This window comes from Hymenobacter sp. UYCo722, assembly GCF_040547115.1.
In the GTDB taxonomy this organism is placed as follows: Bacteria; Bacteroidota; Bacteroidia; order Cytophagales; family Hymenobacteraceae; genus Hymenobacter.
In genome coordinates this window covers 284,589-303,987 of record NZ_JBEPPC010000004.1, presented here as the reverse complement: position 1 = coordinate 303,987, position 19,399 = coordinate 284,589, and the positions used below count along the sequence as shown (strand labels likewise).

The following is a 19,399-nucleotide window of genomic DNA, read 5'->3' as shown; positions in this document are numbered from 1 at the left end:
TGCGAAGCGGTAGAGATGCTTCGACTGCGCGGACGCCAGATGAAGCATGACCGCCTTTTTTGCTACGCTTGCTTCGGCGCGATTACTTAAATATCGGGCGGGCTACGTCCGCCGAATCGTTTTATGGGGAGACGCAAAGTATCGCGTCTTTGCCCCGCTCAAATGGCTTTTCAACTTCTGCAGACACCTTTTAAGCGCCGGGGCTGGCCATTGGCCGGGGTTGGTAACCAACCACCCACTTATACACCATTTTCAGCAGCGTTACTTCCGCGAAAGGCTTGGTGAGGTAGTCGTTCATGCCGGCGGCCAGGCACTTATCGCGCTCGCCCAGAATGGCGTTGGCCGTGAGGGCCACGATGGGCACAGCCAGGCCCAGGTGCTGCCGCAGCCGGGCAGTGGCCTGGTAGCCGTTTAGCACGGGCATGTGCACGTCCATCAGTATCAGGTCGTAGGCTTGGTCGCGGGCCTGGTCGACGGCCAGCTGGCCGTTGGCGGCTTCGTGCACTTCGATGCCCGCGTTGGTGAGGAAAATAGTGGCCAGCATGCGGTTAAACACATTGTCTTCGACCAGCAGCAGGCGCTTGCCGCGAAGAGCCTGGTGCAGGTAGTCGAGGTTGTCGTACTTCTTCTGGACGAGCGACTGCGGATGGCCCACCGGCAGGCGCAGCACAAACTGGCTGCGGGTGCCCACGTGCTTGCGGCTTTCGAGCTGCAGCTGGCCCCCAAGCAGCGCCACCAGTTTCTGGCTAATGCTCAGGCCCAGGCCGGTGCCGCCAAACTGCCGTGATACGGAGGAGTCTTCCTGGCTGAATTCTTCAAAAATCTGTTTCAGGTAATCGGCCTCAATGCCTACCCCGGAATCTTCCACCACAAATTCGACCAGTACCTCGTGCGGGGCAGGCCGGCCCAGCAAGGTGCAGGCCAGGCGCACGTGGCCCCGCTCGGTGAACTTGATGGCATTGCCGGCCAGGTTGAGCAACACCTGGGTAATGCGGTGCGGGTCGCTGAACAACACGGCAGGCAGGGCCGGGTCGAGCTGGGTTTCGAAAAGCAGGCCTTTTTCCTCGGCCCGGTAGCGCAGGGTTTGCTCGGCCTGCTGGCATAAGTCCACCGGGTCGAAGCCGATGTGCTCGATGCTGAGCCGGCCGGCATCAATCTTGGCCGAATCCAGGATGTCGTTGATGATGACCAGCAGCGTATCGGCCGAGGCCGTGATGGCGTGCAGGTAGCTGGCCTGGGTGGCATCGAGCGCCGTTTTCTGCAGCAGGTGGCTCATGCCCAAAATGGCGTTCATGGGCGTCCGGATTTCGTGGCTCATGTTGGCCAGGAAGCGCTGCTTGGCCTCGGTGCTGGTCTCGGCCACGGCCTTGGCCTCGCGCAGCCGGGCTTCGAGCTGTTTCTGGAGCGTCACGTCGAGGTAAATACCGATGGAGCCCACGTGGCGCTGCTGGCCGTCGTAGAGCGGCCCACCGCTCACCAGCAGCCACTTGGGCTGCCCGGCTTTGGTGTTGACCATGATTTCGTAGGAGTCGGACACGCCTTGCTGGCGCACTTCAAGCTTGCTTTCGACCCGGGCCAAATCCTCGCCGGTGAGCAGCAGCGGCGACAGGCGCTGCCCCTGCAGGTCCTCGGTGCAGTAGCCGGTCATGTCGCAGAAGCTCTGGTTGGCGTAAATCAGGTGGTCATCGAGGTCGGCCTCCACCAGCCCCAGCGACATATTTTCGATGATGCCCCGGTATTTCTCTTCCCGGCGCTTCAGCTCCATCTCGGCTTGGGTGCGGGCCGTGATATCGGCGAATTTCCACAAATGCCCGATGTAGCGCTCGCCGTCGAAAATAGGGATGTAGTCGCGCTGCAGCACGCGCCCGTCCAGCAGTTCCAGCTTATCGCCCAGCACCAGCTCCTTTTGAGCCAGCACCACCGCAAGGCGGGCCAGAAAAGCGGCAGGCTCCCGCATGTACTCGCTGTTTCGCACGGCTAGCTGCGTTGCATCCATGCCAACGAGCTGGGCCGGCACGGTGGGCTTGGGCAGCTGCTGGCAAAACGCCTCATTGACGAGCATGATGCTCCGGCTTTCGTCTTCCAGCGCAATGCCTTCGCGAAAATTGTCGATGACCGTGCTGAGGCGGCGGTTAGTAGCATCCAGGGCATTCTGGGCTTCTTTCAGGGCCGAAATATCGGTGTTGGAGCCCGTGAGGATGGTGGGCCGGCCGGCCGCATCGCGCGCAGTTATCACGGCCCGGGCGAGCACCCACTTGTAGCGGCCATCGGCGCAGCGCAGGCGCACTTCGCACACGCAGGCCGGAATGATTTCGGCCACGAATGCCTTTCCCAGACGCATGGCCGCCTTGTAGTCGTCAAGATGAATTATCTGACGCGCGTCGCCGTCCAATTCGGCAAATGTCTCGTCGGAATAGCCCAGCATGGCCTTGTACTCCGGCGAATAATAGGTGGCGTGGGTGCGCAGATTCGTTTCCCAGGTGCCATCGCCGAAACCTTCCAGAACCAGCTGCCCACGCATGTTGCTTTCGCGCACGGCCGTTTCAGCCATTTTCAGGGGGGTAATATCGAGCAGAATACCGCTGTATTTCACCCAGCCAGGGCCGGTTTCGGTCACGATGGAATTGCCCCGCAGCCAGCGTACGGGCTGGCCGGGCACCACCACACGGCCCTCGTAGGACCAAGGCAGGTGGTGGCGGGTGGCGTAGTCGAGATTTTCCAGAAACCCTTCCAGCTCATCGGGGTGGATGAAGTCGGTCATCTGGCTCAGGGCTTCCGGCTCCAGGCCAAACAGCTCGCGCACCTTGGGGCTGGCATAGTCGAACTGGTAGGGGCCTTCGTCGTACTTGCGCCACTCGTAGAGTACGCCGGGCACGTTTTCGGCCAGCGTGCGGAACCGCTGGTCGCCGTTGGCCCGGGCCAGCTGCTCCTGCTTCCACGCCGTAATATCTTCGAGCAGGCCCACGTAGCGGACGGGGCTGCCGGGCCGGGCGGCCACGGGCCGCACACTCACCCGCAGCCAGCGCACGGCCGCCGGGTCGGGCTGGGGCAGCTCGTACCAAAAAGCACGTTGGAGGCGCATGCTTTCCTCGATGTAGGCTGCCAGCGCCGCGTCGTGCCCGTGGCCGCGCAAAAAAGTCGCCGGCTGCTGGCCCACAACCGCCGCCGCCGCCAAGCCCGTCAGGGCCGTAAACCCGGCATTCACCCACTGCACCCGGTAGTGGGCATCGGTTAGCACTATGCCCGTATGCGCTTCAGCCAGCAGGTAGCTCAGCAGGCCGTCCAGGGCGAAAGCAGGCATTTCGGGTGGCGGCGCCAAAGCACTGAAAGCGGCGACTTGGGCCCGTAGCGCCTGGTTCTCGGCCTGTTGCCGGGCTAGTTCAGCTTGCAGTTCGGCGTTCGTCATACGGCAGCGATTGGAACAGTTGGCGCAATACGTTTTTTCCGGGCAACTCCCGGAACCAGTTGGGTGCATTCGCTAACGGCCGCGCTCCATGCGGGCTAGCTACGGAATCACTCCGTTATCGGACTGCCAACCTTACCTACCCGGCAATTGGCCCACGTAGCTGTGCGACACCGGCACCGGCCCGTGCACATTGTTTCGGGCAAAGGCCAGTTGCAGCGCCTCGGTGAGGCGGGCTTGCGCCGGCACGGCACGCCCGGCCAGGGTGTAGGCCCGGAACGAGACCGCCAGGCTGCCCGGCCGCAGCGCCGTGACGACGACCTGCGGGGCCGGCACGGGCAGCACGTCGGCATCGGCGGCCAGCAGCGGCACCGCCCAGGCGCGCAAGGCGGCCAGGTCGGTGGGGCTTTCGAGCTCGGCCACGATGTCGACCAGCGACCTGTTCTGCGTGGTTTTGTTCACGATGACGTTGTTCGACGTGGCCCCGTTGGGCAAAATCACGGTGTCGCCCTGCGGCGTGCTGAGAATAGTATTGAAAATCTGAATTTCGCGCACCTCCCCGCTTTTGCCCTGCGCCTCAATTACATCGCCCACCACGTAGGGCTTGAACACGAGGATGAGCACGCCCCCCGCGAAATTGGCCAGTGTGCCCTGCAGGGCCAAGCCCACCGCCAGCCCCGCCGCCCCCAGAATCGCCACGAACGAGGTGGTCTCGAACCCTATCATGCCGGCCACCGAAATCAGCAGCAGCACCTTGAGAACGATGCTGACCAGGCTGCGCAGAAACGAGCTCAGCGACACGTCGAGGCGGGCCGTGGTACGGTTCAGCAGATGGCTGACGCGGCCAATCAGCCACCAGCCGATTATCAGGGCCAGGCCGGCCATCAGCACGCGGGGCAGGTAGAGCACGGCCAGCGTTTGCAGCTGCTGGGCGTAGGAAGTGAGCTGGTTCATTTTGGAAGGAAGTAAAACGTCGTGCTGAGCGCAATGAAGCGTCTCTACCGCGCAAGTAACTCAATCAATTGATTAGTTGCGCGGCAGAGGTGCTTCACTGCGCTCAACAGGCCCACTCGATACGCCATACGCGCCCCTACTTCACCAGTTCCATCCCCAGAATCTGGTCGCCGATATCGAGCTTGTGCACCACGTCCATGCCACCCACTACCTGGGCAAAAATGGGGTAGCGGCCGTCGAGGTGGGGCGTGGGCGTGTGGGTGATGAAGAACTGACAACTCTCGGTATCCTTGCCGGCCGAGGCCAGGCCCACGCTGCCTTCCTCGTAGCGCAGGTCGCCGAATTCGGAGCGCAGGTTGTAGGGCGCGCTGCCGTTGCCGTCGCCGCGCGGGTCGCCGCCCTGGGCCACGAAGTTGGGCACCACGCGGTGGAAATACAGCTTGTCGTAGAACTTCTGGTTGAGGAGCGTAACGAAGCTGGCCACCGCACCGGGGGCCTCGTTGGGCCTTAGCTCGAGCAGAATAATGCCCTTGCTGGTGCGCAGCCGCACCTGCTGGCCCACGGGCACGCTTTGCACCACGGCCCAGTCGATGGGGTGCTGCGCGGCCGTGGCCAGCGGCGAAGGCGTAGGCTTCGGCGCTTTGGTCAGCTTATCAAGGGCCGCCTGCAGCCCCTGCCAGGCTTCAATTTCGGTGGGCAACTGCAACCTGGCTTGGGCGGCGCGCAGGGCGGCGAGGTCGGCCGGCTGGGCTTCGGGGTAGAGCTTAGCATCACCCAACGCTTCGGCGGCGGTGCCGAGCTGGGCCACGTCGCCCCCGGCCAGGCCCTGGCGCATGGCGGCGGCAAAGTCGGCCTGGCGGGCGGCCGGAAAATCGGCCAGCCGGCGCATGCTCAGCAGCGTGGCCAGCGCGTAGCCGGCCACCACCGGCGACTGCCCCGAGGCAAATGCCTCGCCGCGCACAAAGTCGAACGCGGCCGGGTCCTCCCCCAATGCTTCCAGCAAAAAGCCCTTCTCGTACACCGAGCCCGCCACCGGGTAGCGCTTCTCGATGGTTTCGACCAGGCTGGGCCGGGCGGCCGGGCTGGCGTGGCGCACGGCGGCCCGCAGCAGCGCCGCCCGCACCCGCACCGAAGCCTGCTTGTTGCCGTCGGCCAGGGCGGCCAGCAACGGACCCGACTCCCCCTTGGCATGGGCCAGCAGCCACTCGGCCGCCGTGAGGGCTACCGGGGCGCGGTCGCGACGCAGGGCATAAAAAACAGCTTTCCGACTGGCGGGGTAATCTGCATCGAACGGCAGGCCCCGAATGGCGCTCAAACGCACCCGGTAATCGGGGTCTTTCGTGGCCAGCGAGGCCAGCACATTGCTTACCTGGTGAATGGCCGGTAGCGGGCCGCCCAGCATTTCTTCCTTGGATACAGGCATGGCCGCAATCCGGCCCAGGGTGGTGGCGGCCGCCGCACGTACGGCATAGGCCCGGTCTTTCTGAGCCAATCGAAGCAGGGTCGACAAGGCCAGCCTTTTTAAGTCGGCATCGAGCCCACGGGTGCGCGAGAGGGCTACCACGGCGGCCAGCCGGCCCCGGGCGGGCATCTTGGGCTCGTTCAGGAGCAGCACCGTGCGGCGGATGCTCTCGGGCGAGCTGAGGCCGCGCAGGGCGGCGCGGCTCAGGCCCCAGGCCAGGGCGGCGGCGCGGGCCGTGTCGTTCAGGACTTCGACGCGCCAGAGCTCGGGCAGCGAGTGCCGGGTAACGGTGCGGCCTAGGGCCTCGTGCACGTAGCGGCGCACCACGTCGTCGTTTTCCTGCAGCACGCGCACGCGCAGGCTGTCCACGGCGGTGCTGTCGCCGGCCTGGCCCAGGGCGTAGGCGGCGGCGCGGCGCACGCTGGGCTCGCGGTCGCGCAGCAGGGGCAGCAGGGCGGGCACGGCGGCCGGGGCCTGCACCGAGGCCAGCGCCAGGGCGGCCTCGCGCCGGTAGCTGGGGTTGCCGTTCGTGAGAAAGGGCAGTATCGCGGCCGTGTTGCGCTCGTCCTGAGCCGTGCCGATTTGGCGCATGATGGGGTCCTGATACTTATTGGCCGGGCCACTGGCGCTGGGCTGCGGGGTGCGGGCGCAGGCGGCCAGCAACAGCAGCAGCGCCCAGCTAAAACGGGTACGAATGGGCATAGAAAAGGGAAGAATAGGTACCGCGAATTGCGCGGCTTTCGGCACTACGGAAAAACAACGGCAGCAAACGGGCTTCGCCCCTACTCGCCACCCCAGGCATCGGACGGCGGGGCGCTTGCCGCCGGCTGCTCCTCGCGAATGGCGCGCAACTGCTCGTCGAGGTGAGCAAACAGCACCTCGTTGCCCTGCTGCCGGTAGCCGGCCAGCGCGGCTTCGTAGGCGGGCAGGCCGTAGAGGAAGGCCCGCAGGTTGTCGGCCGTGATGGCCTCGAAGTGGCGGCCAAAGCCCATTTGCTGCACCTGGGCCGCGTTCAGCCACTGCTCGAACTGCGCCGGAATGGGGATGGCGCAAATGGGCTTGTGCAGGAACACGGCCTCCGAAATCAGCGAGAAGCCGCCATTGGTGACTACGGCCCGGGCGCTGGCCAAATCGGCAATGAAACCGGCCTCCGAAAACGCGCACAGCTGCACGTTGCCGTGGCTTTCCTGCTTGTTGAAGCCGTAGACGCGGAATTCCTGGTCGGGCAGCTGCTGCAGCAACGGCACCAGATTCTGCTGCGTGGTGGCCGACTGGTACACCAGCACGTGCCGCCCGGCGCTGGGCGTGGCCGCCAGAATCTCGGGCCGGATAATGGGTGGCACCAGCGTGGTGCGCTCCCGGGCCAGCGGCAGGTCGAAGAAGGTAGTAATGAAGTAGTGGCGGCTGTGCGGCAGCTTGGCCCGCACAATGCTGCGGGCCAGCTGGTGGTTGCCGCGCTCGTCGCGAGGCACTGCCACGTTCAGTGTCGCCCGGCTGATAATCTGCATGTTATCGATGCTGACGACCGGCAGCCGGTGCAGCTTGGCAAAAAAGTAGCTGAACGACTCGAAGTCGGAAATTACTACCTCAGGCTCGAAGCCACCGAGCAAATCGCGGTAGCGGGCGAAATTCACGCGCAGGTCCTCGGGCGCGGTGCGCAGGGTGAGCACGGCCGTGCGCAGCTTGCTCACCGCCAACCCATTATAGGCCAGGTGAAAACCCCGGATTTCGAGTACGCGCTGCTTGCCGAAGGCCGCCGCCAGCATGGTGTAGGCGCGGCTGCTGCTCACCACGCGCACGTCGTGGCCCTGGGCCAGCAGGTGGCCCACCACCACTTTGCTGCGGGTAGCGTGGCCCAGGCCCTCGCCGGGCACTCCGTATAAAATTTTCATGGGCGCAAAGATGCGCAGCGGCGGGCGGAGGAACGTCATGCTGAGCGGAGTCGAAGCATCTCTACCGCGTCGTTGAATTCATTGGATTAGGGCGGTTCTCAGGATGATGCACGGGTGTAGAGACGCAACATCTTGCGTCTCGTCGTTGGACAGTTGGCGAACGGGCCGTTAAACGACGAAACTCCAACTATTGCGTCTCTACCCCGTCCAAAGGACCATACAATAACCTGATTTTTGCTCTAGTTGCGCGGTAGAGATGCTTCGACAAGCTCAGCATGACGGTCTGTGTTTCTTTGCTTTCAAAAACCCTGAAAAACGCGCTAGTGGCCGTCCGTCAGCACCAGCTTTTCGGTACGGGAGCCTGCTTCCGAATCGAGGCGCACGAGGTAGATGCCGGCGCTGAGGCCCGCCAGCGGCACTGGCAGTTGCTGCGGGCCGGCCGGGTATAGCTTTTCGCGCACCAGCGTGCGCACCAGCCGACCCGTGCCGTCGAGGATGGATGCCGTGATGGGCCCGGGCCGCTCCTGCTGGAAGCTGAGCGCCGTGGCTCCGCTGGCCGGGTTGGGGTAGAGCGCCACCTGCACCAGGCCGGGCGCGGTGGCCTGGCCGGGGGCAGTGCTCAGCACGATATTTTCGTCGCCGGGGCGGTAGGGCAGCAGCTCGAAATAGGTGAGCAGCATCTCGTCGGTGGTGCTTTCGCCCCAGGTGGTGGTGCGCGGCGGGCTGTTGGGGTTGCGCGGGTTCTGAGCGGTGTTGTCGTAGGTGGCATCGGCGATGAGGCGCGAGCCCGCCGGCACTTTCAGCATGTTCTGAAACCGAAAGCTCCCCTGCCAGCGGAAGTCCCAGTCGTTGATTTTCACCAGCCGGATGGTGTCGCCGTTGGGCTTCACCACGGCCACCTTCCAGGCTTTGCTGAGCAGGTGGGCGTGCGGCGCTACGCTGAGCAGCGTGAGGTCGACGGGCACGGTGACCTGGGCGTGAAAGGTTTTGGTCTGGTTGGCCGGAATCACGAACGGACCGTTGGTGAGCACGTTGGGCGCGATGGCGGGTAGCGTGCTCACGTAGCGCGTGACGGGCTGCCGGGCGAAGAAGATATTGACCACCGACGAGTCGGTTTGCGTCACGAAGTTGGGCCCGTAGTGAATCTGGAGCAGCAGCGAGGCCCGGCGGTAGAGCTTCTTGCCCATGCCCGCCGGATAGAAACGGGCCTGCGAGCCCGGCACCCAGGCCGCGAAGTTGGTCTCGACAGGGTTGAAGCCAAAGCCGCCGAACTGGGTGTAGCCGTAGCCCGGGTCGGCCGCGTCGAGGGCCTGGGCCTGCCGCGTGGTATCCATGCCCATGATGACGTGGTGCACGATGCGCTTATTGCCGGCCCGCACCTCGATGGCCGCGATGTCGCGGTCGGTGGGCAGGTTCACGGGCAGCACGAAAATGCGGTACATGTCCTGGCCATTGCCCTGGTGCGTGAAGCGCTGGGCCATCGAAACCACCATGTCGGGGGTGCCCAGCTGCGAGCCGCTGGGGTAAGTGGGCACCGGCGGCGTGAGGGCCGGGTTGCCCTGCGGCGTACCGGCATCGACCCAGGCCGCGATTTTAGCAATTTCCGCCGTGGTCAGCGTGTTTTCGTCGAGGTAATGGCGGTAGCTGGGGTCGGGTTTCCACGGCGGCATGTAGCGCGTGCCCGTCACGTACTTAATAGTTTGGGCGTGGCTGGCCACTTCGGCGTAGGTCGTGAGCGGAAACGGGGCCACCTCACCGGTGCGGTGGCAGCTGGTACAGTGGTTGTACACCAGCGGCGCAATATCCTGGCTGAAGGTGTACTGCGGCGTGGTTTGAGCCTGCGCCGTGAGAACAGCCCCGGCCAGGGCGAGGACAGTGATAAGTGAGGAGAAAACGTGCTTCATATGGTCAATTTTTATCCGAAGAGGGGTCATGCTGAGCTTGCCGAATCATCTCTACCGCAATAGCAATCCAATTAATTCAACGAAGCGGTAGAGATGCTTCGGCTGCGCTCAGCATGACGTTCCTGGTATTCATCAGTCTGTTAGCAACTTCTAAACTACTCAATAAAACACCCCACCGGCTCGGTGCGCGCCACGGCCACGGCGCTGCCGGCGACCACGGCGGCCAGGGCCTCGGCCAGCTCATGGTGGCTGACCACGGTGCGGTGCTGGCCCAGTCCGGCGTAGGCATCGTCGAGGCGGCCCTGGTAAAGAACGGTGCGGCCGTCGGCAGCTACTACCACGGCCTCGGGCGTGACGCGGGCGTGGAGCTGCCGGGTGAGCTGGTGGCCGGCATCGGCCCGCAGCGGAAAAGCCAGCTGGTAGGTTTTGGCGAAGGCCGCCAGGCCGGCGGGCGTGGTTTCGCGGGCCGGAAACACGCCCATGAAGCGCACTCCCTGCGCCCCGTAGCGGGCGTGCAGCTCCCGCAGCGGCAGCGTGGCCGCCTGGCTAATGGGGCAGGTTTCGGCCAGAAACACGTACACCGTGGCCCGGGGCGCAGGCCCGGGCCCGCCCAGCAGCTCAAGGAAAAGCAGTAGCAATAGCGGCATCAGCAGCTCAGAAAAAACGGTTTGTTCGTTACTTACGCCTTCGTGCGCTCGGCGGCACGGGTGTTGGCTTGGATGAACAAGCTACGCAGAAGTTACCTCGCGGCATCGCAACATTTTGTTCCGCTGCCGAATTGGGGCGCTTCTCAGACACAGTTTTGGTGGCCTGAGTTTCGGTATTTTCGGCCCGGTTTTCGTTGATGCCCGCCAACGCTCTTTACTTCACTATTCATGACGACTCTGCTTCTCCGCTCCTCCTTTCGGCCGCTGGTGGCCATTGCGGCCACTGCCGCTAGCTTGCTGGCCGCCTCCTGCACCGCCCCACGCGCCATTGTTGCCACCGGCAAAGTCACGCCCCAGGGCGAATTTCGGGTGGGCTACAACCAGGGTTTTAACCTGGCCAGCGCGCCCATCGCCAAAGCCACCGGTGCCGTGAAAGCAGCCGCCAGCCAGGCCGCCAGCCAAGCTGCCAGCCAACAGAAAGTCGACTACACCGACGCCACCACCCAGCTGCAGGCCGCCGCCCTGGCCTACATCCTCGACCCGGTGCAGCCCACCGCCGACCTCAACATCCGCTACGGCATCATCCCGCGCCTTGATGCCGGCTACAAGTATGCGTTCGGCTCGCACGTGTTCGATGCCCAGTACCAGCTGCTGGGCCCCACCGGCACCCCCGAGAACCCCGGCCGGGGCGCGGGCACCGGCACCACCTACGCCAGCATCGGCCTGCAGTTTGCCACCCAGCGGGCCAAGCTGCCCAGCATTCCCTTCCTGTCCGACATCAACTCGGTGCTGAATTTCCGGGCCAACCGCAACGACCTGCTGGTGCCGCTCACCTTCAGCCAGTCGTTTGGGCCGGAAGAGGAAATCGGGGCCATCAGCTACGGCCTGGTGTACGCGCACAGCTGGGTGAGCTACGGCTTCGCCCCCGAAAAAATCTACAACGGTTCGGTGAAGGTGCCCGAGCTGCCGCAGCAGTCGCGCAACTTCTCCTCGTTCGGCGGCTTTGTGAACCTCAAGCTGGGCTACCGCTATTTCTACGTGGTGCCGGCCGTGTCGGTCTTCTATCAGAACTACGGCGACTATGCCCTGCTCAATGGCCAGAGCACTTCGCTCAGCGGCGTCACGTTTGTGCCCTCTCTGGGCTTCCAGCTGCGCATTCCCAAGTTCACGAACTAGCGCACGCTTAGGCCCCGATGCCCGGCGGTGCCGCTTCCCATTGGGAGGCGGCACTGTTTTTTTGGGGCTGAAGCAGAAGGCCTACCTACGACCTTGGCAATGGTCGAATCGTTTGCGTGATTCTTCGCAAGTCCGGCTTTCCGTGGCTTTCTTTGTTACCCGTTTTTCAAAACTTTACGCCGCTGCCGCGTACCTCTCCCGCCCCCCTATGGAAGCTCCCAACCCTGAATTCATGCGCGAAGCCATTCGCCTGTCCATCGACCAAATGAAGGCCGGCTTCGGCGGCCCCTTCGGCGCGGTAGTGGTGAAGGACGGTGAAATCATCGCCCGCGGCTTCAACCAGGTCACCACCACCCACGACCCCACCTGCCACGCCGAAGTCGACGCCATCCGCAAAGCCTGCCAGGCGCTCGGCACCTTCCAGCTCGATGGCTGCGACCTCTACACCAGCTGCGAGCCCTGCCCCATGTGCCTGGGGGCTATTTACTGGGCGCGGCCGGCCCGCGTATTCTACGGCAACACCAAGGCCGATGCGGCCGAAATCGGCTTCGACGACCAGTTCATTTACGAAGAATTGGAACGGCCCCTGGAAGCCCGTAAATTGCCCATGACGCAGCTGCTGCGCGACGAAGCTCTGGCTGGATTTAAGGCCTGGACGGAACTGGAAGGGCGCACGGAGTATTAAGTAATCAGCATTATCAAAAATGCGCAAAAAAAGCAGTCATGCTTCATCTGGCGTCCGCGCAGCCGAAGCATCTCTACCGCAGCAGTAATCCATATGATTGAGTCAGTTACGCGGTAGGGATGCTTCGGCTGCGCTCAGCATGACGTTCTGATTGATTCCACATTCATGATAGCATTTTTCCTCAACGACCAGCCCATTCGCACCAGCGAGGCCCCGGCCAGCGCCCTGCTCGATTTTGTACGCTACCACGAGCAGCTGAAGGGCACCAAAATCGGCTGCCGCGAGGGCGACTGCGGCGCCTGCACCGTGCTGGTGGGCGAGCTGGCGGCCGACGGCCAGACGGTGAACTACCAAAGCATGACCAGCTGCCTCACGCCGCTGGGCAACGCCCACGGCAAGCACATTGTGACGGTGGAAGGCATCAACGCGGCCGGCAGTCAGCTCACGCCCGTGCAGCAGGCCATCGTGGACGAGGGCGGCTCGCAGTGCGGCTTCTGCACGGTGGGCTTCGTGATGTCGTTGACTGGCCACAGCCTGAGCAGCCAGCCCGCCACGGAGAAAAGCACGATTGCGGCCATCGATGGCAACATTTGTCGCTGCACCGGTTACAAGTCCCTGGAGCGCGCCGCTGCACAACTCACGGCTGAGCTGGCCCATCGCCCGACCGAAAATGCCATGGCCTGGCTTAGCGAGAAGCAGTACGTGCCCGGCTACTTTGCCGAAATTCCGGCCAAGCTCGCCCAGCTGCGGCCCGATACAGCCCCGGCAACTGAAGCTTCTTCAACAGCAATAGCAACTACGGCCCACGCCAACGGCGGCAGTTCCCTTTCAAACTCGCCCAACGGCTACGCCCAAAACCAGAATGACCACGGCCACTCCGCCGCACACGCTTTCGCCCATCCGCTGCTGGGAGGCGGCACCGACCTGCTGGTGCAGCGCCTCGAAGAGCTGTGCGAGCAGCCCGGCGTGCGCCTGATTTTCGACCAGCCCGGCCGGCGCGGCATCCGGCACGAAATATCTGGCCGCGTAGTGCTGGGCGCGGCCACTACGGCCAGCCAGTTGCTCGAGTCGGACCTCATGCGCGGCCTGCTGCCCCACCTGCCGCAGTACCTGAAACTGGTGAGCAGCACGCCCATCCGCAACATGGGCACGGTGGCCGGCAACTTCATCAACGGCTCGCCGATTGGCGACCTCACCATTATGTTCCTGGCCCTGGGCGCGTCTATCACGCTACTCGACGCGGCCGGCAGCACCCGCGAGCTGGGCCTCCACGACCTTTACCTCGGCTACAAAAAGCTGGCGAAAACCGCCGATGAGCAGGTAACTGAAATCAGCTTCCCCGCCCCGTTGGCCGGCAACCTTTTCCATTTTGAGAAAGTATCCAAGCGCACCCACCTCGACATTGCCAGCGTGAACTCCGCCGCCTGGCTGCGGGTCGACAACGGCATCATCCAGGCGGCCCGCGTCTCGGCGGGCGGCGTGGGGCCGGTGCCGCTGCTGCTGGCCCGCACCAGCGCGTTTCTGGTCGGTCGCGAGCTGACGGCCGAAACGGTGGTAGCCGCCAACGCCGTGATGCAGGCCGAAATCAGCCCCATTTCCGACGTACGCGGCACTAGTGACTACAAGCGGCTGTTGCTGCGGCAGTTGTTGTGGGCGCATTTTCTGGAGTTTGTGCCGGAGTTGGCGGTCGATGAGTTGATTTAGATTTTTATAAATAGTCGCCCTCCGCGTGCGCCTCACCCCCGGCCCCTCTCCGACAAGGAGAGGGGAGCCTGACGAAATTTCGTCCTCGCATAACCGGTGCCCCTCTCCTTTTCGGAGAGGGGCCGTGCCCGGCAGGGGTCAGGGGGTGAGGCGTAACGCCAGAACAAAACTCACAATGAACCACCTCGACCCCAACCGCCACGTGCGCGGCGAATCGCAGTACCTCGACGACGTGCCAGTGCAGCAGGGCACCCTGTATGCGGCCGTGTTTGAAAGCCCGCTGGCCCACGGTGTGCTCCGCAGCCTCGATTTCAGCGCCGCACTGACGGCGCCCGGCGTGGCCCGCATCCTCACGGCGGCCGATATTCCGGGCATCAACCAGATTGGTGGCATCGTGGCCGATGAGCCGCTGCTGGCCGAGGGGCACGTGCATTTCCGGGGGCAGCCGGTGGCGCTGGTGCTGGCTCGCACTGAGGCGCAGGCCCACGCCGCGCTCAAGCTGATTAAGGTCGAAATCGACCCGCTGCCCATCATCACCGACCCGCGGGTGGCCGCCGCGCAGGGCGAGCTGATTGTGCCGCCGCGCACCTTTCAGATTGGCGATTCGGCGGCGGCTTGGGCGGGGTGCGCACACGTTTTTGAGGGCGTGGCCGAGAGCGGCGGGCAGGAGCATTTGTACATCGAGACGCAGGGCGCGTACGCTTTCCCCACGGAAATGGGCGGGGTGCGGATGATTTCGTCCACGCAGGGGCCGACGGCCGTGCAGCGCCACACGGCCCACGTGCTGGGCCTGGGCATGCACCAGGTGGAAGTGGACGTGACGCGCCTCGGCGGCGGCTTTGGCGGCAAGGAAGACCAGGCTACGCCCTGGGGGGCGCTGGCCGCGCTGGGCGCTTTCGTGACGAAGAAACCGGTGAAGCTCGTGCTCGACCGCATGGCCGACATGCGCATGACCGGCAAACGCCACCCCTACTCGTCTGATTTCAAAATCGGCTTCGATGCCGACCTGAAAATCGTGGCCTACGAAGTCACGTTCTTCCAGAACGCGGGCGCGGCGGCCGACCTCTCGCCGGCCGTGATGGAGCGCACGCTCTTCCACGCCACCAACGCTTATTTCGTGCCCAACGTGACGGCCACGGCCTTTTCGTGCCGAACGAACTTACCGCCGAATACGGCCTTTCGGGGCTTCGGCGGGCCGCAGGGCATGTTCGTGATGGAGTCTGCCCTGGCCAAAGCGGCCGAGGAGCTGGGCGTGCCGACTTTCGAGCTTCAGCGGAAGAACCTGCTGCGTGAGGGCGACCTGTTCTCCTACCGCCAGGCGGCCGAGATGTGCCACGCCGAGCAGGCCTGGGACACGGCCGCTTCGGAGTTCGATTTGGCTGGGATTCGGGCCGAAGTCGAGCAGTTCAACCAGGCCAATAAGCTGAAGAAAAAGGGCTTTGCGGTGATGCCCATTTGCTTCGGCATCTCGTTCACCAAAACGCCCATGAACCAGACGCGGGCGCTGGTGCACATCTACTCCGACGGCTCGGTGGGCATCAGCACGGGCGCGGTGGAAATGGGCCAGGGCGTGAACACGAAAATCGCGCAGGTGGCGGCCCGCACGCTGGGCATCTCGATTAACCGAATCAAAATCGAAACCACCAACACCACCCGCGTCGCCAACACCTCCCCCAGCGCCGCCAGCGCCACCGCTGACCTCAACGGCAAAGCCACCGAAATGGCCTGCACGGCATTGCGCGAACGGCTGCTGCGCCACGCCGAAACCGAGTACACGCTCAACTACGAGGGCCTCGAAATCCACGATGAGCAGGTGCTGGCGGCCGGCGTGCCCGCCGAAACCAACTGGGAGAAGCTGGTGTCCTCGGCCTTCTGGAAGCGCGTGGCCCTCACCGAAAACGCCCACTACGCCACGCCCGACCTGCATTTCGACGCGACCGTGAACCAGGGCCACCCCTTCGCCTACCACGTTTACGGCACGGCTTTGACCACCGTGACGGTAGACTGCCTGCGCGGCACCTACACCGTGGACGCCCTGCAAATTGCCCACGATTTCGGCCAGAGCTTCAACGAAGTCATTGACCGGGGCCAGATTGAGGGCGGCGCGGTGCAGGGCATCGGCTGGATGACGATGGAGGAAATCGCCTACAACGCCGAAGGCCGCCTGCTCAGCAACTCGCTCAACAGCTACAAAATCCCCGACATCTACGCCGCGCCCAAGGTGCTCGACGTGCATTTCCTCGACACGCCGGGCCACCCCAAGGCCATCCTGCGCTCCAAGGCCGTAGGCGAGCCGCCGCTCATGTACGGCATCGGCACCTACTTCGCCCTGCGCGACGCGGTGCGGGCCTTCCAGGGCCATACCGCGCTGCCGTTTTCGGCCCCGCTCACGCCGGAAAAAGTGCTGGTGAGCTTGTACCCGGAGTTTGTGAGGGCTGGGGAAACGGCTGCGGTGGCGCGGGGTTAATAAACAACTTATTATAAGTTTTTAAAAGCCAAAAGAGCCTGATACTGTAACATTATCAGACTCTTTTCATATCAATATTAATTTCTGTACTTTTTAAGCGAAGCCGAATTAATTATATCATCTTTAATATTTCTCATCATCGCAAGCATTTCATCATATATAAAATAGAAATCGTCCGCATCAACTCTAACAAATTCTCCGTGCGCAATAGCATTTCTATTGGCGAGCAATTTCGAGTCAATCAAATTCGCTTTTAACTCATACTGAGAATAATCTATACCGACAACATTCAACATTTCTTCCAACACATTGGAATTTAGATTTGATTGCGTTGAAATAATGCCCTTATATGGCACCAGGGACCTTTCATCACCACATTTCAGTACAAATTCAACCATTTTCTTATTCACCAAAATGCTGCTGGATGACAGTCCGGCGAACATCTCTCTAATCACAATTGCAACAAAAGAGTAATTTAGTTCCTTATAGAGTAGACGCTTTCCACTGACATAAATCAAATACGATTCACACAGCTTTTTAACTAATCCTTCCCAATGAGCATACAGCATAACAATACCAACACGGATTGCGCCCCGAGTTGAAATAGTGTCAGACCTAAGAACATTGGACTTTAATATAGACAATTCCTTTAACCGCCAAGCGAAATCTGCATCAATGATATCTTGCAGTTCGGATTCAGTTCTAATTTTCATACATTAGAAAACACTTCTTCGCCTAATGGAATAAGTAAGGGCAGTCGTCTAGCAGCAGGCATTCCACTACCAGAACGTTCTTTAAATATTGGCTTATCCCAAATTGATTTTATTTTTTCAAGTGCAATATCTGTTTTTTTGGTATTCCTGGGACCGTAATAAAGTTTAATATTTTTACTCAACCCTGATGCAATTACTTCATAAGCTGATATCGAAAATGCTCCAACGAATCTTTCTCTGTCGCTTTCGTACTTGGTAAAAGCATCATCTCCAGCAATTTCCGCAAGCAAATCAAATGTTTTTTCGAACACAACTTGCTCTTTTGAGTACGAAAACGATTTATCCTTAGAAAATTCGAGCATTTTCTTAGTAATAAACTCACTGATATCCTTAATTGAACTCACCTCATCCAAAGTAGAGTTTTTGTATACAAAAAATCGCAACGCTAATTCTAAATTATACTGCTCCTCGATTTGCCTCTCTGACAATGCCATACATTTTACAAACGAATCATAGTCAGCAAGCTTAACCAGCCATTTATAGAAATCTGGATTCACCATTACCAATAAGCAATTGCGAATCTCTTGGTAGCTAAGGATGCTTCCACCAGTATTCAATCTTTGGAATAACTCATACTTAGCATCTTTATCACTCTGACTTTTTATTATCTTAACATCTAGCTTAGCACGTTTTAACAATAGTTTTTGACCAAGTGAAAATGTTTTTTTTACATTATCACTTTCCCACAACTTGCCCTCTAAGGAAGGAAGATACTCAGTACCTGTTAGTGTACTAGCTTCTATCTTTTTCCCCTCTACGTCCTTCAATTCTCCAACAAACTCAAGAATTGTTGACAGACGTTGAAGTCCATCAATTACGTCCCATACGCCGTCTTCGCGTTGAGAAACAAAAATAGACGGAATAGGGATACCCAATAATATGGATTCTATCAATTTGCTTTTTTGCAGTTGTGACCAACGAAAAAATCTTTGGAATTCGGGGTGAATATCCATCTCACCATCGCGGTACAACGTGATTAATTCCCCAATTGACATAGGATATCCATCAGTGTGAATCTCCTTTGATTTGACGTCGATTTCGGATTGTAGAGACATGATTATTTTTTCTTAGAAGCGCTACCAAATGTAGAACAAGAAACTGAAAGAGGCTGAAGCTCTCGTAGCTTCAGCCTCTTTCAGTTTCTGGCGCAGCGCAGGGCTTTACCGTTGAATGGCGCGGGTAGCGGGGGCGGCGAGCTCCTATTCGCCGATAACAATGCCGGTGCGCTTGATTTCCTGCACGAAGGGGTTCCAGTCGGTGAACTGGGCGGGCGAGAAGGTGTGCGGCTCGATGTAGAAAAAGGGCGCACGGGCCAGCAAATGGGCCAGAGGTCGCACATCAATCGGCGCGGCCCCGGTGAAATCTTCGCTCACGAGGGCCACGTCAATATCCGATTCTTCGCGCTGCTCATTACGGGCGTACGAACCGAATACAATGACTTTTTGCAGCCGCAGGTCCAACTGCTGCACCTCGACGGCGAAACGCCGGACCAGCTCTAAGGCAGTGGGCTGAGTAAACATTGGCGGAAGAGTTCGGTATCGTGCAAAAGCTGCCGGGTGTAGGCTTCGGTAGCAATTTTATAAACGCTACGCTGATAATCAGGGTAACGCCCGTCCATTTGAAATCCGTTCAACTCGGCGATTATCACCTCCTGGGCGGGCGTGAGCACCACGGCGGTGGCAGCTAGCAGCCGCGCCAGGTTGTGGATGCGCGGCGGGTGGTCGTCCACGTTGTCTTTCACCCAATGCGCTTTGCAGAGCTTTTCAATGGTGAGATGCGCCAGAAACAGGCACTGCAAATAGCGTTTGGTTTGCAACAGGTCCTGCGAGGCCAGCCAATCATCTTCAGCGGTTACTTTCCAGTGGAGAATATGGTCGTGCTTGGTCATGAAGCAAGGTAACACTAAAGAGGCTGAAGCTCCCGTAGTTGCAGCCTGTTCTCGTTTCTGCCGCAGCGCAGGGCCTTACCGTTGAATGACGCGGGTAGCGGGGGCGGCGGGGTCCCATTCGCCGACAACGATGCCGGTGCGCTTGATTTCCTGCACGAAGGGGTTCCAGTCGGTGAACTGGGCGGGCGAGAAGGTGTGCGGCTCGATGTCGATAAACTGCTTCTGAATGATGGCGCTGCTGATGAGGCCCACGTCCTGAAACCCGAATCCGGTGAACTCATCGGCGACCAGCGCCACGTCGATATCCGAAAACGCCCGCTGCTCGTTGCGAGCGTAAGAGCCGAACAGAATAACTTTCCGCAGCGAAAGATGCTGGCTGCGGATGCTTTCGGCGAATGCTTTAACCCGTTCTAAGGCAACTGATTGAGTAAGCATTGGCGGAGG

At 61.0% G+C, this 19,399-nt stretch carries 15 protein-coding genes; 4 read left to right on the top strand and 11 right to left on the bottom strand.

The genetic code is table 11. The annotated features are described in order from the left end of the window. Positions 1-190: 190 nt before the first annotated feature. From ABIB44_RS12960 to ABIB44_RS12935, 6 genes are all read right to left on the bottom strand, one after another. The gene (locus tag ABIB44_RS12960; RefSeq protein WP_354585062.1) at positions 191-3,406 is read right to left on the bottom strand and encodes a PAS domain S-box protein; all 3,216 of its coding nucleotides are present in this window, start codon (positions 3,404-3,406) and stop codon (positions 191-193) included. Positions 3,407-3,538: 132 nt separating this feature from the next. Beyond that, a complete protein-coding gene (locus ABIB44_RS12955) occupies positions 3,539-4,357 on the bottom strand; it encodes a mechanosensitive ion channel family protein (RefSeq protein WP_354585061.1) in 819 nt (272 codons plus the stop codon). Positions 4,358-4,493: 136 nt separating this feature from the next. Beyond that, positions 4,494-6,521: a peptidylprolyl isomerase gene (locus ABIB44_RS12950; RefSeq protein ID WP_354585060.1), complete on the bottom strand. Its 2,028-nt coding sequence runs from the start codon at positions 6,519-6,521 to the stop codon at positions 4,494-4,496. Between the two features lie 80 nt (positions 6,522-6,601). Then, positions 6,602-7,711 (bottom strand): glycosyltransferase family protein, encoded by a 1,110-nt coding sequence (locus tag ABIB44_RS12945; protein ID WP_354585059.1) that lies wholly within the window; start codon positions 7,709-7,711, stop codon positions 6,602-6,604. A gap of 320 nt (positions 7,712-8,031) precedes the next feature. After that, positions 8,032-9,615, bottom strand: a complete 1,584-nt coding sequence (locus ABIB44_RS12940) for a T9SS type A sorting domain-containing protein (protein ID WP_354585058.1) — start codon at positions 9,613-9,615, stop codon at positions 8,032-8,034. A 155-nt stretch (positions 9,616-9,770) separates the two neighbouring features. Beyond that, positions 9,771-10,262, bottom strand: a complete 492-nt coding sequence (locus tag ABIB44_RS12935) for a redoxin domain-containing protein (protein ID WP_354585057.1) — start codon at positions 10,260-10,262, stop codon at positions 9,771-9,773. A 228-nt stretch (positions 10,263-10,490) separates the two neighbouring features. Here ABIB44_RS12935 and ABIB44_RS12930 point away from each other — a divergent pair, with 228 nt between their 5' ends. The 4 genes from ABIB44_RS12930 (at position 10,491) to ABIB44_RS12915 (ending at position 16,294) form a co-directional block, all read left to right on the top strand. Continuing rightward, the gene (locus tag ABIB44_RS12930; protein ID WP_354585056.1) at positions 10,491-11,438 is read left to right on the top strand and encodes a hypothetical protein; all 948 of its coding nucleotides are present in this window, start codon (positions 10,491-10,493) and stop codon (positions 11,436-11,438) included. Between the two features lie 208 nt (positions 11,439-11,646). Beyond that, complete coding sequence (locus tag ABIB44_RS12925) at positions 11,647-12,123, top strand: nucleoside deaminase (RefSeq protein WP_354585055.1); 477 nt, start codon at positions 11,647-11,649, stop codon at positions 12,121-12,123. 165 nt (positions 12,124-12,288) lie between these two features. Beyond that, on the top strand, positions 12,289-13,827 hold the full coding sequence (locus ABIB44_RS12920) for an FAD binding domain-containing protein (RefSeq protein ID WP_354585054.1): 1,539 nt from the start codon (positions 12,289-12,291) through the stop codon (positions 13,825-13,827). 175 nt (positions 13,828-14,002) lie between these two features. After that, positions 14,003-16,294 (top strand): xanthine dehydrogenase molybdopterin binding subunit, encoded by a 2,292-nt coding sequence (locus ABIB44_RS12915; protein ID WP_354585053.1) that lies wholly within the window; start codon positions 14,003-14,005, stop codon positions 16,292-16,294. Positions 16,295-16,371: 77 nt separating this feature from the next. Here the strand turns inward: ABIB44_RS12915 and ABIB44_RS12910 are convergent, their stop codons facing one another. From ABIB44_RS12910 to ABIB44_RS12890, 5 genes are all read right to left on the bottom strand, one after another. After that, positions 16,372-17,007: an MAE_28990/MAE_18760 family HEPN-like nuclease gene (locus tag ABIB44_RS12910; RefSeq protein WP_354585052.1), complete on the bottom strand. Its 636-nt coding sequence runs from the start codon at positions 17,005-17,007 to the stop codon at positions 16,372-16,374. Further along, positions 17,004-18,122, bottom strand: a complete 1,119-nt coding sequence (locus tag ABIB44_RS12905) for a GmrSD restriction endonuclease domain-containing protein (RefSeq protein WP_354585051.1) — start codon at positions 18,120-18,122, stop codon at positions 17,004-17,006. The genes ABIB44_RS12910 and ABIB44_RS12905 overlap by 4 nt, the downstream gene beginning before the upstream one ends. A 144-nt stretch (positions 18,123-18,266) precedes the next feature. Continuing rightward, positions 18,267-18,587 (bottom strand): nucleotidyltransferase domain-containing protein, encoded by a 321-nt coding sequence (locus ABIB44_RS12900; protein ID WP_354585050.1) that lies wholly within the window; start codon positions 18,585-18,587, stop codon positions 18,267-18,269. Continuing rightward, complete coding sequence (locus tag ABIB44_RS12895; RefSeq protein ID WP_354585049.1) at positions 18,563-18,955, bottom strand: HEPN domain-containing protein; 393 nt, start codon at positions 18,953-18,955, stop codon at positions 18,563-18,565. The genes ABIB44_RS12900 and ABIB44_RS12895 overlap by 25 nt, the downstream gene beginning before the upstream one ends. 75 nt (positions 18,956-19,030) lie before the next feature. Then, complete coding sequence (locus ABIB44_RS12890) at positions 19,031-19,390, bottom strand: nucleotidyltransferase domain-containing protein (RefSeq protein WP_354585048.1); 360 nt, start codon at positions 19,388-19,390, stop codon at positions 19,031-19,033. Positions 19,391-19,399: the final 9 nt, after the last annotated feature.

What these genes read in the sequence shown, in the direction of transcription:
- ABIB44_RS12960 (WP_354585062.1), bottom strand. Translation starts at nt 3,406, where the DNA reads ATGACGAACGCCGAACTGCAAGCTGAACTAGCCCGGCAACAGGCCGAG.
- ABIB44_RS12955 (WP_354585061.1), bottom strand. Translation starts at nt 4,357, where the DNA reads ATGAACCAGCTCACTTCCTACGCCCAGCAGCTGCAAACGCTGGCCGTG.
- ABIB44_RS12950 (WP_354585060.1), bottom strand. Translation starts at nt 6,521, where the DNA reads ATGCCCATTCGTACCCGTTTTAGCTGGGCGCTGCTGCTGTTGCTGGCC.
- ABIB44_RS12945 (WP_354585059.1), bottom strand. Translation starts at nt 7,711, where the DNA reads ATGAAAATTTTATACGGAGTGCCCGGCGAGGGCCTGGGCCACGCTACC.
- ABIB44_RS12940 (WP_354585058.1), bottom strand. Translation starts at nt 9,615, where the DNA reads ATGAAGCACGTTTTCTCCTCACTTATCACTGTCCTCGCCCTGGCCGGG.
- ABIB44_RS12935 (WP_354585057.1), bottom strand. Translation starts at nt 10,262, where the DNA reads ATGCCGCTATTGCTACTGCTTTTCCTTGAGCTGCTGGGCGGGCCCGGG.
- ABIB44_RS12930 (WP_354585056.1), top strand. Translation starts at nt 10,491, where the DNA reads ATGACGACTCTGCTTCTCCGCTCCTCCTTTCGGCCGCTGGTGGCCATT.
- ABIB44_RS12925 (WP_354585055.1), top strand. Translation starts at nt 11,647, where the DNA reads ATGGAAGCTCCCAACCCTGAATTCATGCGCGAAGCCATTCGCCTGTCC.
- ABIB44_RS12920 (WP_354585054.1), top strand. Translation starts at nt 12,289, where the DNA reads ATGATAGCATTTTTCCTCAACGACCAGCCCATTCGCACCAGCGAGGCC.
- ABIB44_RS12915 (WP_354585053.1), top strand. Translation starts at nt 14,003, where the DNA reads ATGAACCACCTCGACCCCAACCGCCACGTGCGCGGCGAATCGCAGTAC.
- ABIB44_RS12910 (WP_354585052.1), bottom strand. Translation starts at nt 17,007, where the DNA reads ATGAAAATTAGAACTGAATCCGAACTGCAAGATATCATTGATGCAGAT.
- ABIB44_RS12905 (WP_354585051.1), bottom strand. Translation starts at nt 18,122, where the DNA reads ATGTCTCTACAATCCGAAATCGACGTCAAATCAAAGGAGATTCACACT.
- ABIB44_RS12900 (WP_354585050.1), bottom strand. Translation starts at nt 18,587, where the DNA reads ATGTTTACTCAGCCCACTGCCTTAGAGCTGGTCCGGCGTTTCGCCGTC.
- ABIB44_RS12895 (WP_354585049.1), bottom strand. Translation starts at nt 18,955, where the DNA reads ATGACCAAGCACGACCATATTCTCCACTGGAAAGTAACCGCTGAAGAT.
- ABIB44_RS12890 (WP_354585048.1), bottom strand. Translation starts at nt 19,390, where the DNA reads ATGCTTACTCAATCAGTTGCCTTAGAACGGGTTAAAGCATTCGCCGAA.